At 62.9% G+C, this 13,802-nt stretch carries 10 protein-coding genes; 2 read left to right on the top strand and 8 right to left on the bottom strand.

Annotated elements, in window-relative coordinates:
* Window positions 1-35: 35 nt before the first annotated feature.
* The 6 genes from AC07W7_RS00675 to AC07W7_RS00650 all read right to left on the bottom strand — a co-directional run bounded on the left by AC07W7_RS00675 (window position 36) and on the right by AC07W7_RS00650 (window position 9,143).
* Window positions 36-1,166, bottom strand: coding sequence for a cupin domain-containing protein (locus tag AC07W7_RS00675; RefSeq protein WP_076964657.1), 1,131 nt, complete (start codon window positions 1,164-1,166; stop codon window positions 36-38).
* Between the two features lie 41 nt (window positions 1,167-1,207).
* Entirely contained in the window at window positions 1,208-3,532 is a 2,325-nt protein-coding gene (locus tag AC07W7_RS00670) for a bifunctional salicylyl-CoA 5-hydroxylase/oxidoreductase (RefSeq protein ID WP_495038406.1), read from the bottom strand.
* Window positions 3,529-3,984 (bottom strand): acyl-CoA thioesterase, encoded by a 456-nt coding sequence (locus tag AC07W7_RS00665; RefSeq protein WP_076964655.1) that lies wholly within the window; start codon window positions 3,982-3,984, stop codon window positions 3,529-3,531. The genes AC07W7_RS00670 and AC07W7_RS00665 overlap by 4 nt, the downstream gene beginning before the upstream one ends.
* Before the next feature lie 6 nt (window positions 3,985-3,990).
* Window positions 3,991-5,499 carry an indolepyruvate oxidoreductase subunit beta family protein gene (locus AC07W7_RS00660; RefSeq protein WP_495038405.1) on the bottom strand — a complete coding sequence of 503 codons (1,509 nt, stop codon included), beginning with the start codon at window positions 5,497-5,499 and terminating at the stop codon, window positions 3,991-3,993.
* A 138-nt stretch (window positions 5,500-5,637) separates the two neighbouring features.
* Complete coding sequence (locus AC07W7_RS00655; RefSeq protein WP_495038404.1) at window positions 5,638-6,945, bottom strand: MFS transporter; 1,308 nt, start codon at window positions 6,943-6,945, stop codon at window positions 5,638-5,640.
* A complete protein-coding gene (locus tag AC07W7_RS00650; protein WP_495038403.1) occupies window positions 6,942-9,143 on the bottom strand; it encodes a thiamine pyrophosphate-dependent enzyme in 2,202 nt (733 codons plus the stop codon). Before AC07W7_RS00650 ends, AC07W7_RS00655 begins: the two co-directional genes overlap by 4 nt.
* Before the next feature lie 482 nt (window positions 9,144-9,625).
* Here AC07W7_RS00650 and AC07W7_RS00645 point away from each other — a divergent pair, with 482 nt between their 5' ends.
* Both AC07W7_RS00645 and AC07W7_RS00640 read left to right on the top strand, forming a co-directional pair.
* Window positions 9,626-10,654, top strand: a complete 1,029-nt coding sequence (locus AC07W7_RS00645) for an AraC family transcriptional regulator (RefSeq protein ID WP_495038402.1) — start codon at window positions 9,626-9,628, stop codon at window positions 10,652-10,654.
* Window positions 10,655-10,705: 51 nt separating this feature from the next.
* A complete protein-coding gene (locus tag AC07W7_RS00640) occupies window positions 10,706-11,218 on the top strand; it encodes a VOC family protein (protein ID WP_169902155.1) in 513 nt (170 codons plus the stop codon).
* Window positions 11,219-11,303: 85 nt separating this feature from the next.
* Here AC07W7_RS00640 and AC07W7_RS00635 read toward each other — a convergent pair whose 3' ends face one another.
* Both AC07W7_RS00635 and AC07W7_RS00630 read right to left on the bottom strand, forming a co-directional pair.
* Window positions 11,304-12,902: a phytoene desaturase family protein gene (locus tag AC07W7_RS00635; protein ID WP_242627638.1), complete on the bottom strand. Its 1,599-nt coding sequence runs from the start codon at window positions 12,900-12,902 to the stop codon at window positions 11,304-11,306.
* A 15-nt stretch (window positions 12,903-12,917) separates the two neighbouring features.
* The gene (locus AC07W7_RS00630; protein ID WP_099168921.1) at window positions 12,918-13,709 is read right to left on the bottom strand and encodes a cyclase family protein; all 792 of its coding nucleotides are present in this window, start codon (window positions 13,707-13,709) and stop codon (window positions 12,918-12,920) included.
* Between the last annotated feature and the right edge of the window lie 93 nt (window positions 13,710-13,802).

Raw genomic sequence — 13,802 nt, 5'->3', positions numbered from 1 at the left:
AGATAAATACAGCAGGGTGGTGTTCCAGGCCCGGGTTAGGCAGATGGCAGGACCGGTTGGTGGCCGCCGTTGTCAGCCAGCGCCTCCTCTCGGTACAGGCCCAGTTTTTCCATCACCGGCAGGTCGCTGAAACAGAACAGGCAGGCGTCGTCACTCTGGGAGGCATTGACATGCTCATGCCAGGCCCAGGACGGCACGCAAAAAATGTCACGCTCCTGCCAGTCAAAGCGCAGGCCATTGATGATCGAGTAGCCTTTCCCCTTGGCCACCTGGTAGATAAAACTGCCGGTATGGCGATGGGCCTTGCCCACGAACCCCGGGCGCAGCAACTGCATGCTCGCGCCGATAGTGGCCAGGACATGGCCGCCATTGACGGGGCTGGTGTAGTGCATCAATGCACCATCGAAGGGGTTGTCGTCGCGGGCTGCCGAATAACGCAGCAGGGCCTCGTAGGTCGGTTCCCACTGGTACTTGAACAAGGGCGAATAGGGCTTGTTCCAGCCGATGTTCTCCGGGCGCAGGCCGGGCGCGCCCCACAGGCTCACCAGGTCGTCGACCGGGTGGCCGATCGCCTGTTGCAAGTCCGGGTGCACGGCATAGAACCCGGCCTCCAGGGCATTGACCAGGGGAATATCCAGGCCGTCCTGCCAGATGCACGGCAGGCCGTCCTCCTCGACACCGTGCTCGTGCCAGGTGCCGTTGGGCGTCAAGACAAAATCGTTGGCGCCCAGTGTCAGCTTGTGGCCGTCAACAATGGTGTAGGCCCCACGCCCCTCCATGATGAAACGCAGCGCCGAAGACGAATGCGCATGCGCGGAGGCCCGCTCGCCCGGGTGCATCACTTGCAGCCCGGAGTACAGCCAGCCCACGGCGGCAGACACCTCGGTCCGCCCCGGGTTGTTCAGGTAGATCACCCGGCGTCCGGCCTTTTCTGGCGTTACCAGGGTGACCGAGCGCAGTACATGCTCACGCAGGTCGCGGTAGCGCCAGAGCACCGGCACGGATTCGGACTGGGGCTGCCAGGGTTCGATTTTATTGGCCACGGTCCACAGTGCACCGGTCTTCAACTGATCCAGCTCACGGTAATAGGCCAGCAGTTCCGGGGTGTCTTCCACGTCGGCGCGCCCCACAATGCCTTCGCGGTATTGGTCATACGAGGTAGTCATGGTCTTTCTCCTCTTTACAGGATGCCGTGGGCACTGAGCCCTCAGGACTTGCTTCGGGTGAAGCTACGCTCAAGCGGGTCTTTGCCCCATTGATAGGGCAACGGCCATTCGACGTCTTGCCAGCCTAGCCTGGCGCTCTCTCTCAGGAGCCAGGCCGAATCGGCCAGATGCGAACGCGACAAGGCACACAGGTCCGCACGCCCCGAGGCGATAATGCCGTTAACCTGGTCGGCCTCGGTGATCGCGCCTACGGCGATGGTGGGCACATGGGCTTCGTTGCGGATGCGGTCGGCAAACGGGGTCTGGTACATACGGCCATACACCGGCCGCTGGTCCGCGACCACCTCTCCCGAAGACGCCGCCACCATGTCCGCCCCGCCTTCACTGAAACGCCGGGCAATCTCTACCGCCTCATCCACCTGGGTCCCGCCCGGGGCCCAATCCGTGGCCGAGATGCGGACCGAGATCGGCAAGTGATCGGGCCAGGCTTGACGTATGGCCGCCAAGACCTGGAGAGGGAAACGCAGGCGATTGGCCAATGAACCGCCGTACTCGTCGCTGCGCTGATTGGTCAGGGGCGAGATGAAACTTGAGAGCAGGAAGCCATGCCCGGCCTGCAGTTCAAGCCAGTCAAAGCCGGCCTCGGCAGCACGGCGCGCGGCATCGGCGAACTGCTTGCAAGCCCGGGCCAGGTCATCGCGGCTCGCTTCGTGCGGCACCTGCGAGATGTCCGCCAGGTACGGCAACGGGCTCGCACTGATCAGCGGCCAGTTACCATCGGCCTGTGGGTGGTCGGCCTTTTCCCAGCCCAACTGCGTAGAACCGCGACGCCCGGCGTGATTGAGCTGCACGCCGATATGCGCCCCACTCTCGGCATGCACGAAGTCGGTGATTTTTTTCCAGGCCACCACTTGCTCGGCGTTCCACAAACCGGGATCACCTGCGGTGATACGCGCCTGGGGCGAGACCGCCGTGGCCTCGGCCAATACCAGCCCGGCGCCGCCCAGGGCCTGGCCACCAAGATGGACCAGGTGGAAGTTGCCTGGCAGGCCATCCTGGCTGGAGTACAGCAAGGTGGGCGAGACCACGACCCGATTCTTCAAGGTCACACCGCGCACCGTGTAAGGGGTCAGAAACGGCGGACGTGGCCGCTCCCCCGTGACCGTCGGCACACCCGCCCGCTGAGCCTGCCAGCGTTCGTAATCGCCGAGCCACTGGGGGTCGCGCAAGCGCAGGTTCTCGTGGGAAATACGTTGCGAGCGGGTCAACAGAGAGTAGGCAAACTGCTCCGGCTCCAAACGGGCATAACGCGCCACGTTCTCGAACCATTCCGTGGAGTTGCGCGCCGCATTCTGGATCTTCAACACCTCGATGCCACGCACCTGCTCGTAATGCGCCAGGCGTTCGCCCAGCGCCCCGCCGGCCTTGAGGGTGTTGCACAACTCGATAGCATCCTCCAGTGCCAGCTTGGTGCCCGAACCAATCGAGAAATGCGCGGTATGCGCCGCATCGCCCATCAGCACCACCGGCACTTCGCCGCCTTGCGGGCCATGGGGCTGGGTCCAATGCACCCATTTGCCACAGATCACCCGCGGGAAGCGGATCCAGATGGCCGCACCGCGCAGGTGCGAGGCATTCGAGAGCAGCGGTTCACCGTCAAGCCAGGGGGCGAACAGTTGTTCGCAGTAGGCGATCCCCTCCTCCTGGGACATCTGGTCGATCCCCGCCGCCTGCCAGGTGGCATCGGTCGTCTCGACGATAAACGTAGAAAGGCCGTCCTCGAACTGGTAAGCGTGGGCCTGGAACCAGCCATGCTCTGTGGGCACAAACAGAAACGTGAAGGCTTCAAACACTTTGCGTGTTCCGAGCCAAACGAAGCGGCAATGGCGCTGGTCGATATCGGGCTGGTAGGTCTGCGCGTAGCGTGTACGCACCGTGCTGTTGACGCCATCGGACGCGATCACCAAGTCAGCGTTGTACTGGCGCGCAATCGCCTGGTCGTCCGTCACCAGGGTTTCAAAGACCAGTTTGACTCCCACCTCTTCGCAGCGCGCCTGCAAGATATTGAGCAGTTTCTTGCGGCCAATCCCGATAAAGCCATGGCCGGCACTGCGCATCAGGCGGTCTTTGAAATGGATGTCGATATCGTCCCAGCGACTGAACTCATCGGCGATGGTCTGCGCGGACACGGGGTCGGCTTCGCGCAGGTTGTCCAGGGTCGCATCGGAGAAGACCACCCCCCAACCGAAGGTATCGTAAGGTCGATTGCGTTCGACCACGACGACCTCATTGGAGGGGTTGTGCAACTTCATCAGCAAACCAAAGTACAGGCCGGCGGGACCACCGCCGATGCAGGCAATGTTCACATTGCGCTCCTTTCGTTATTGTCTTTATTGGGGGTGGAGGAAGCCGTCAGCGCCAGCCGCAGCAGGCTCGGCAACTCGATGGCCTGATGACGCTCCAGGGACGTCGACACCAGGACCTGCGTGACCTTCATGCGCACCTGCCCCTCAAGGTCGGTACACCCCAGCGCCAGGGTCAGCGACTTGCCGCCAAGCCTGATCACCTCCAGGCTCAGTATGACGTCGTCGCCCATGCGGCTGATGGCCTGGAAGTCGGCTTCAAGGTGGACAGTCGGCAACCCGAAACGCAGCTTGCCGATGTAACCGGCGAAGCCCACATCGGGCAGAAGCTCGTCGATCCAGGACTCCAGCAAGTTGTTGAACATCACAAAATATTGCGGGTAGAACACAATGCCCGCCGGGTCGCACTCAGCGAAGCGGATACGGTGCTCACGGACGAATTTTTTCGGACTCATAGGACACTATCCTTGGAAAGGTAAGGCATGACGTTGCAGGCATTCGCGCAGCTGGTGGCCGTGCTCGTCGGCCAATGCCGCATCGCGCAGTTCACGTAGCGTCGTCGGCGCCAGGAAACGGGAGTGTTCGTCCACCACGGCCATCAACGTTTCGTAGTTCTTCAGGCCACGGGCGTGGGTGTCGCTGTAGCCCTTGACCAGGCGCTGGCACTGGGCGGCTTCCAGGGCCAGCGCCGGGTCGATCGCGGCCAGCGTCTGTACCCGTTGCAGCCATACTTCAATGCGCGCGTTTTCCTGGGTATAGCGCAGCGTTACACGGCGCCAGCGACGCCAGCGCGACAGGCCGTAGAGCAGGAGAAAACCGCTCAGGGAGCTGGTCTTGATCGTTCGCCCCTGCTGGGTGAAACGGGCCACCAGGCGATGGGTTCGATGGGGCTTGGCCAGCCAGCGGCCCAGGCCCGCCGGCAAGGTTTCGCAGATTTCTTCGATCCGCGGGTGCATGTACTCTTCAATCGTCAGGACCTGGTCGGCTTTGGAGCGCACCTCGCTGCGCACCCGCTCGAAGCGGCTGCCACGGGTCTTGAGGTCTGCCACCCGGATGGTGTCCTCGTAGGACATCCAGAGCGCCAGGTAACGGGCCGTCTCCCGCAGCAACTCGACATCCCCGCCGCCGGGGGCCGCTGACACTGTCTGGAGGCGGTCCAGATACAGGCGGGCGTAGTCCGGGTCCTGGTAATCGATAAGTCGGCGTACGCCCTCAATAACGATATCCACCACACTGGCCGGAAAACCTCGCGCCCGTTCGAGCAGCCCGGCCACCAGCGGATGCGGCGGCCGTGCGGCCTCAGGGCCCACGACGGCACTGTGCGGTTCACGGGCTTCGTCCTGGGTCTCGCGTGCCCGGGTATAGCCCGCCTCGAAAGCCTGCAGGCTGGGTTTGACGCCAACGCCCCCGCGCTCAATCGTGGCCTGGAACTGCGTCCGGTTGAAGGGCAGTACCCCCGTGCCACTGAGGGCGCCAAACAACACGGCACTGATAACGCTGCCCGTGCGCTCGGCGACCTGCTCCATGTTGAAGCTGACAAAACGCTTGGCCGCCCGGCTCGCCTGGAGCAGCAGCGCCGCGCTGTCGACCCGGCCGTCGCCCATCGCCGACTTCTCGGCAATCGAATAGACCCGGTGGGTCGAGGTCACAAAGGTGGTCCGCTCAGGGGTGACGAAGCCACGCTGCACAGCACGCCCAGCCTCCATCAGCTCCGAGGCCAGCACGATATCCACATCCCCCGGCAATGGCGCCTGCGAGAGCACCGGCACCCTGGCTTGTGGAGCATCGGCACCGGGGAACAGCTCAACGTAATAAATCGTCGCGCCAGTGCGCTGTGCAACCCCGGGAACAGAGGTGGTCTGGGCGAAATAGCCGTTCTCCTCCCCCAGGTTGACAATCCAGTCGGCGAGCACGCCACCGCCCTCGCCGCCCATGGCGAGAATGGCAATCTTGATAGGTTCACTGGGCATAGACAGACTCCAGAGCCGGCACGAGGTGCGTACCGGCTCCCATGACAAGTTGATAATTGCCAGCACGGGGCGAGAGGTGCGCAGGCGCGCGTCGGCCCCCAAGGCTGGCCCCACAGGAAAACATGCAGGCTTGATCCATCATGGCAATCTCGCTGGGCGTGCGGGCAGCAGGAACACCGCCACGGCGGCCACCAGGCCTACCAGCGCAAACGCAATGAAGTTCCAGGCCTGGCCGATCCCGCTGCCGGCCACGTAGCCACCCAGCAAGGGCCCGCTCATCGCCCCGAACCGTGCAAAGCTCAGGCCCCAGCCCGTCGCGGCGGCCCGCACCCGCGGCGGGTAGTAGTCGGCCAGGTGGCCCGTCAAAATCAGCGAAGCGCCAATGCTCCCCAGGCCCGCAATGGCAACCAGCACATAATTGATGGCCATGCTATTGCGCGCAGCCAGGGCAAAGATGGCCAACGCCCCCACCAGGTAGAACACCCCGACCACCGCCCGCACGCCGAAGCGATCTGCCGCGCGCCCCAGAAACAAGCCCCCCAACGCCGAGGCCAGGCTGAACATGATCAACAGGCCCAGGCTGGAGCCCAGGTCGTAACCACTCTGGCGCATGATGGTGGGCAGCCAGGTGTTGAGGCCGTAGATCAGCAGCAGGCCGCAGAACAAGGCCACCCAGAAGCAGGCCGTCGCCCGCAGGTGCCGCCGGGCAAAGACCTCGGCCAGTACCTGCTGCCAGGCCGGCTGTTGGCTGAGCGGCTGCGCCGGCAGCTCGGGCACAGCCATCTGCAACTGTGTGGCGAGCCTTGTCGCCTCCTGTGTGCGCCCTTGACCGACCAGGTACTCAAGCGACTCCGGCAGCATGCGCGCCATCGGCCACAGCAACAGCACCGGCAGCACGCCGACGGCAATCACCCCGCGCCACCCCTGGGTGGGCAGCAACCAGATCGCCGCGGCGGCGGCACACAGGATGCCCAGCGAATAACCGGAATACATCAACCCGTAATTGAAGCTGCGGCGCTCAGCTCGCGAATATTCGACGGTCAAGGCCGCGGCGACCGGAATCACACCACCCAGGCCCAAGCCCCCGACAAACCGGAAGAAGCCGAACCAGGCCGGCGTGGGCGCCCAGGCAGCGCCAGCCATCATCAGCGAGAACACCAGCACGCACAGCAACAGCATGCGCCGGCGCCCAAGCAGTTCACTGAGCATCCCCACCAGCAGCGCGCCGAAAAACATGCCGATCATCGCGTAGCTGCTGAGCATCCCCAGTTCCAGCGGCGTCAGGCTCCAGGCCTTGTCCTGCGCCAGTGCCGGCAGGATCGCCCCCATCACGCCCACGTCGTAGCCTTCAAACAAGATGGCCAGCCAGCACACGAACAGGACTCTGGCCGTGACCCTGGAAGGTGGGCCGAGCTCGGGGACGTCGCTTATACCCACGCGGTTCATAGGGCATACCGGGAGCGACGGCGGGCATCGGCATCCTGCAACACGCCAATGACCGCGATCCGCACACGCTGGCTGAAGCGGTCCCACCACGAAGGGTTACTGACAATCTGGGCCCGGTAAAACGATGGGCAGAGCACCGCGGCATGGGCGACCTCGCCACAGTTGCCACACCCCACGCAGCTCTCCATCACCATGGCCACCGGGTCTTGGCGCAACGGGTCCGGGTTATCGCGGATCGACAAGGAAGGGCATCCAGAAAGACGGATGCAGGAGTGATCGCCGGTACAGGTATCCGGGTCGATGCCAAAGCGCTCACGCACAACCCGCTGACCGTCGGCCAAGGCTTTGCGCACGACCTTTTTCTCGCGACGCTGCAGATTGAGCATGCATTCGCTCTGCGCGATCAGCACCTTCGGCCCGGCCTCCTGGGTAGTCAAGGCTTCGCGCAGGGTCGAGACCATGGCTTTGAGGTCATAGGTGCGCTTGATCGTGCGCACCCACTCGACCCCCACCCCCTTGACCGCTCTCTCGATTTCATGACCGGTGCTGCGCGAGGCATTGGCCGCCCGCGACGACAACACATCCTGGCCGCCGGTGGCCGAGGCGTAGTTGTTGTCGATAATGATCGTCAGGTTGTCACTGCGATTGAACACCGCATTGGCGACACCGCTGGTCAGGCCGTTGTGCCAGAACCCCCCGTCGCCCATCAGCGAGATAGCGCGCTTGCTCGCCGGCGCCGTTCCCGGGGCCACGTTGAAGGCCGCTGAACTGGCGCCTCCCAAACCGTACCCCATGGTCGTACTGCCGAGGTTGAAGGGCGGCAGGATCGAAAACAGATGGCAGCCGATATCGGCACTGATGTGATGCTTGCCAAGCTCACGCTCGACCAGCTTGATCGCCGTGAAAATCGGGCGCTCCGGGCATCCGGTACACAGGCCTGGCGGTCGCGGGTGGACGATCCGGTCCAGGGACTGCTTGGCCATCATGGCATTGGTGGCCAGCCCTTCAGGCGACTCGTCGGTCGGCAGCATCACGATCGGGATGCCAAGCGATTGCTCAGGGGCCTGCAGGACCCCATAGCGCTCCAGAAAAGCGCGTACGCCCGCAAGCACCGTGGCGGTGTTGTAGTCCCCGGCCAGCGGCAGCATGTCCTTGCCATGCAACGCCGTTTCCAGCCCCAGCTGGCGCAGGATCGTCGAAACGTTTTGCTCTACAAAATTGGGCTGGCCTTCTTCCAGCAGCAAGATGGCGCGCTTGCCCTGGCAAAAGCGTTCAAACTCCTCGTCAACCAGCGGGTAGGCCACGTTCATGACGTACAAGGGAATTGTCGAGGTGCCGTAGACATCGGACAGCCCCAACTTCTGCAACGCACGGATAAGCGTGTTGTAGTTGCCCCCCTGCAGGGCGATGCCGACATCCGCCGCGCCCTCAGAGAAGAACTCGTTGAGCTGGCGCTCTTGGATAAACCGGATCGCCGCCGGCCAGCGTTGCTGGATTTTCTCCCGTTCGTGCAGGAAGCTCGCGGGCGGCAAGACGATGCGGTCGAGGTCGCGCACCGGGTTTTCCAGGGCATCCTTGACCGTAAAGGGCGGCGGGCGGTTATCGGAGGCGACAAACTGACCATGCAGATGGCAAGAGCGAATGCGCATCTGCAACATCACCGGGGTGTTGCTGGCCTCGGACAGATCGAAGCCATCCTTGACCGCCTGCACAATGCTTGGCAGGTTCGGACGCGGGTCAAGCAACCACATCTGCGACTTCATCGCGAATGCATGGCTGCGCTCCTGCATGATCGAGGAGCCCTCGCCATAATCCTCGCCCACGATGACCAGCGCGCCTCCCGTCACCCCGCCGGATGCCAGGTTGGCCAAGGCATCGGAGGCCACATTGGTCCCCACCGTGGCCTTGAAGGTAATCGCACCGCGCAATGGATAGTTGACCGACGCCGCCAGCATCGCCGCCGCCGTGGCCTCACTGGCGCTGTTTTCAAAGCGGATGCCATATTCACCCAGAATGTCCTGGGCATCCGAGAGCACGTCCATCAAATGCGAGATGGGCGAACCCTGATACCCCCCGACATACGCCACACCCGACTCCAGCAACGCCTTGGTGACGGCCAGGATGCCTTCGCCGTTGAACACCTCGCCGGCGCCAGCACGCAACTTCTTCACTTCCTGGACAAAGGATCGCTCGGCCATGGTGCTTATCTCTCTGATCAAGTGAACAAAACTGTCTATGGCTTCTACCTTCATACGGGGAGGCAGTCGCGTCAATGCATGAATAATCATGTAGTCAATCTTGCTGCAAGATCTGGATATGCATAGCAGTACAAGGATAAGAACAGACCCGGCCCAGCCCATCCTGGCTGAAGGCCGCGAAGAAAAGCGACGTATTTCCACCAGCGGATATTCGGGGAAAGACCTTTATTTAAAGGAGATTCACGCTGTTTATCGGAAGACGTCGACCTGATGGGCACACCGTTTATCCAGCATGCCCGTCATACATTGCATTTTCCGGCGGACCGTGAGATTAATAATTCACCACAGAAAAACAATATGAATAATCATATGAAATATCAGCAAGCCTCATAGCGCAGAGCCCCGGGCATGCACGGTCGAGGCTGTTGTTCATAACAATAATCAGGCTGATAGCCGGCCAAGCTCCGAGAGGGGTAGCACCTGTGCAGAATATTCCGACCTCCACCTATTCGCCCGTGCGCGGGCAGGCCATGCTCTTTTCATCCGAGCGCGTTCTCAACGAACCGGAACGCCTGCTTTTTGCGTCCGCCGACCTGGAGCAAGTGCGCTCCATGGTCGGCCAGGTCATCGCCAATCATCACTTGAAGCAGACCAACGAAGCCGAACGCCTGGACGCGCGCATGCATTACCTGACCCTGGGCGACATCTCGCTGAGCCGCCTGCGCTACGGCGCCAATGTGCAGATCGAGCGCGGGCCCCTGGAGCATTGTTTCCTGGTGCAGATGCCTGTCCAGGGGTGCGCCGTGATCGAAAGCGGTGGCCAGCGCATCGAGTCGTCACTGGAGCTTGCGTCAGTCCTGAGCCCGGGAGACGAGGCGAATATGCAGTGGAGTGGCGATAGCGACCAGATCATGCTGAGGATCTCGCGCTCGCTGGTCGAACGCACGCTGGTTGGGCACCTGGGCCACCCATTGGAACACCCCTTGCGCTTCGATCTCGGGTTCCGCTGGCAGGATTCGGCCCCCTGGCGATGCCTGCTCTCTTACCTGCTCGATTGCGCAACCCAGTATCCAGCCCTGGCCCAGCACAAGCTGGTCATGACCCATATCGAGCAACTGACCGCCTCAATCCTGCTGACGGCCCATCGGCACAATCACACTGAAAGCGCACCGGCCCGGCGCAGCACCATCCTGCCCCGGCATGTTCGCCGCGCCCAGGACTACCTGCGTGCGCACGCCCATGAGCCGATCAACGCCGAGCAGTTGGCGCAGGCGGCCGGGGTCAGCCTGCGCAGCCTCTACAGCGGTTTCAAGGATTTCCTGGGCATCAGCCCGATGCAGCATCTGCGCGAATTGCGCATGGAACGCGTGCGTGCCGAACTGATCAGCGGCGAGGTGACCAACATCGCCGGCATCGCACTGCGCTGGGGCTTTACCCACATGGGCCGGTTCAGTAATGACTACAAGCTGCGCTACAACGAAACACCCAGCCAGACCCTACGTCGGCATTGAGCCCCTGGACTTCGATGCCGCTTTCGCCCTGCTCCCACTGGAGGATTCAATGTGATTACTCAAACGGTTATGGCGCCCCATTTCGGGCTCACGGTTCCCGACCTGGAGGCCGCGATCCACTGGTATGTGAGCATACTGGGCTTTCGCCTGCTCACCGGCCCCCTCGAGGTCAGTGAACAAGACAGCGATCTGGGTAAAGCGGCCCAAGCCATTTACGGCAAGGGGTTCGAGCAGTTCCGCTTTGCCCACCTGGCGACGCCAGACAACATCGGGCTGGAGCTTTTCCAGTTCAAGGCGACACCGTCACAGCCCAACGAGAACAATTTCCAGTTCTGGCTCGGCGGCTACAATCATATGGGCCTGACCGCCGTCAATGTGGCCCAGGCCGTCGCCGGTGTCGTGGCCGCGGGAGGCAAGGATCGCAGCGGCGTCCTGCTGATCAACCCGCAAAAAGGCTATGAGATTGCTTACTGCCAGGACCCTTGGGGAACAATCATCGAGTTCTGCTCACACCCCTATGTCAGCATGTGGGAGCAGGCTGGCGACGGCGCCCCTAAAAGCTAGGGCGCGTATGGAAGCGGGCTTGCTCGCGATGACCGACACTGCGCCATCGCGAGCAAGCCCGCCCCTTACAAACAGAGATGAGCGCCTACCTGACGGGCGCTATCTCGTTGGCCACCAGGGTGCCCGATCCCGCCCCCAAGCCTGGGCCCGGGTGGGTGGAGGCCCCGATATGAAACAGGTTGCCCACGGGGGTGCGGTTACCACGGGCTTGCCCGGTACTGGCCAATGGTCGCAGCCAGAAGAATTGATCCGGCGAGCAAATCCCCGAATAAGGATCCCCTCCCACCAGGTTGCAATTGAGCGCTTCCAGGTCCGCCGGTGAATAGGCCCGCCGGCCGACAATCAGCCCGGCCAGCCCCGGCATGACCCGTTCCAGACGTGCTTGCACCCGGTCGGCGAAGGCTTCCCGCACGCCCTCGTTCCATTGGCCGTCTGCCGGCACCGCAATCTCACCCGCCGCATCTCCTTTCAGCCGTGAGGGCAGTTCCTGCAATTGCACCCACAAGATCCAGGCGCCTGCCGGGGCACGCGAGGGGTCGACTGCCACCGGCTGGCCAATGGCGAGCGTCGGCCGTGCGGGCAACAGGCCGTTGTTGGCCTCGGTCACCGAGGCACAGACCTGCTCCATGCTCTCGGTCAGGTGCACCAGCGGCACCTTGAGCAGTTCCGTCTCCAGCCACGCCGGCGGGGCGCTGAGGGCAAAGTGCAGTTGCATGCCACCCCGGCCATAACGATAACCCTCGGCACGCTCGCGCAGTACCGGCGGGACATCCACCAGCAACCCGCCATAAAGCTGCTGGGGGGTAACGTTGCACACCACCGCCTCACTCGCCTGAAAACGACGCCCGTCGGACAACTGCACGCCCGTGGCGCGGGCCTTGCGCTTCTGCCCCTCGACGACCACACGTTCGACGTGGGCACTGGACAGCAAATGCCCGCCATGGCTCACAATAATCTGCATCAGCGCCTCGACCAAGCGGATGCCCCCTCCCCTGATCACCGGCATCCCCCCGTTGATCACCGACGCAAAGGTCAGCTTGCCGATCAACGCCGAACTCGCATCATCCGGCCCCAGCCCCGAGTGCAGGGTCCAGGGGGCAATCAAGGCCCGGGTGGTGTCCGAGCGGACGGTGCGCTCAGACCAGCGACGGAAGCTTTCCAGGGCCTCGGCCGTAAATGCCATCAGGCCATCGAGCCCACGTTTGCGCCACTCACTGAACAGCAACCGGAGCAAGCCCAGCCCATAAGGGTTTTTGCCCAGCAGGCCAAAGGTCAAAGCCGCATCCCGGCCGAACAGATGCCCGGCCATAAGCGCGATGGCCTGGCCATCCCCCGGCGCCAGGGCATCCAGCCGGCGCACCGTATCAGCCAGGTCAGCCTTGAGGGCCAGGCCGGAGCCATCCGGTCGGACCAGGCCGGTGGAATACTCGCTGGGCAGCACCTCCAGCCCCGCCTGTTCCAGCGCGGGCCTGAGCTCGGCGTACGCCGCACTGCCGACAAACAGAGGGTGCCATGAGGACATGACTTCGTGCTGATAGCCGGCAAACAACTGCTCGGTACGGATACAGCCGCCAAACCGATCATTGCGCTCCAGCACCAGCACGCGCTTGCCACGCACAGCCAGCAGTGCGGCGCCCACCAGGGAGTTAATCCCACTGCCAACAAAAATAACCTGAGAATCCACTTGCGCCTTCATCCCTTACTCCACCAGCGCCAAGACGCGCAAAGGGCTACCGGAACCGCCTTCGATCTTCAGGGGCGCGGAGATAATCAACGCCCCCTGAGGAGGCAACTGGTCCAGGTTCTTGAGGCACTGCAAACCATAGCGGTTGGCACCGTGCATCAACGTATGGCAAGGGTAAGCCAGGGGCCAGGCGTAGGACTGGCCGGCATCGGTATTGATGGTCTCGACACCAAAACCGTGCACCTTGCGCTGCTCAATCAGCCACTCGACGGCCTCGCGGGTCGGGCCCGGGGTATGCGCGCCATCCTCACGCAGATTGAGAAAAGCAGCGGCGTCGTGTGCCCGTCGAGACCAGTCGGTGCGCAAAAATACCCAGGCCCCCTCAGGGATTAAGCCGTGACGCTGCTCCCACTCCACCAGGAACGGCACGGTCAACAGCCAGTCTTCATTGACGAGCACCTCGGCACTGGCGTCGATCACCACGGCAGGTGCAATAAAATTCTCTACGGCAATGGTATCGACGCTGCTATCCGGGCAATCGCGCCCGGAAACCCAGTGCACCGGGGCATCAAAATGCGTGCCCGTATGCTCGCCACAGGTAAAGTTGTTCCAGTACCAGCCAGGCCCGGCTTCGTCGTAGTGCGAGATGCGCTCGATCTTGAACGACGCGACCTGGCCAAACTGAGGAGGCAATTGCAGGCTCGGAAAGGAAGGCGACAAGGTTTGTGTCAGGTCGATGACACGTACCCCACCGCACGCAAGCTGTGCTGTCAGCGCTGGCAATAGAGTTGTAGTTGGGGTTGCCATTCAGGGACCTCTGGCCATTGGATTGGAGGTGATGCCGTTGTACCTGGCGCCGCCGGCTTGGTGCATGGCGCCCAGACCTTGACTATGGACGTG

The sequence above is a fragment of the Pseudomonas sp. GW821-FHT01D09 genome (assembly GCF_059422465.1).
The sequence above is the reverse complement of the archived record's forward strand: the minus strand, read 5'-3'. Positions and strand labels throughout refer to the sequence as shown.

What these genes read in the sequence shown, in the direction of transcription:
- AC07W7_RS00675 (WP_076964657.1), bottom strand. Translation starts at nt 1,166, where the DNA reads ATGACTACCTCGTATGACCAATACCGCGAAGGCATTGTGGGGCGCGCC.
- AC07W7_RS00665 (WP_076964655.1), bottom strand. Translation starts at nt 3,984, where the DNA reads ATGAGTCCGAAAAAATTCGTCCGTGAGCACCGTATCCGCTTCGCTGAG.
- AC07W7_RS00660 (WP_495038405.1), bottom strand. Translation starts at nt 5,499, where the DNA reads ATGCCCAGTGAACCTATCAAGATTGCCATTCTCGCCATGGGCGGCGAG.
- AC07W7_RS00655 (WP_495038404.1), bottom strand. Translation starts at nt 6,945, where the DNA reads ATGAACCGCGTGGGTATAAGCGACGTCCCCGAGCTCGGCCCACCTTCC.
- AC07W7_RS00650 (WP_495038403.1), bottom strand. Translation starts at nt 9,143, where the DNA reads ATGGCCGAGCGATCCTTTGTCCAGGAAGTGAAGAAGTTGCGTGCTGGC.
- AC07W7_RS00630 (WP_099168921.1), bottom strand. Translation starts at nt 13,709, where the DNA reads ATGGCAACCCCAACTACAACTCTATTGCCAGCGCTGACAGCACAGCTT.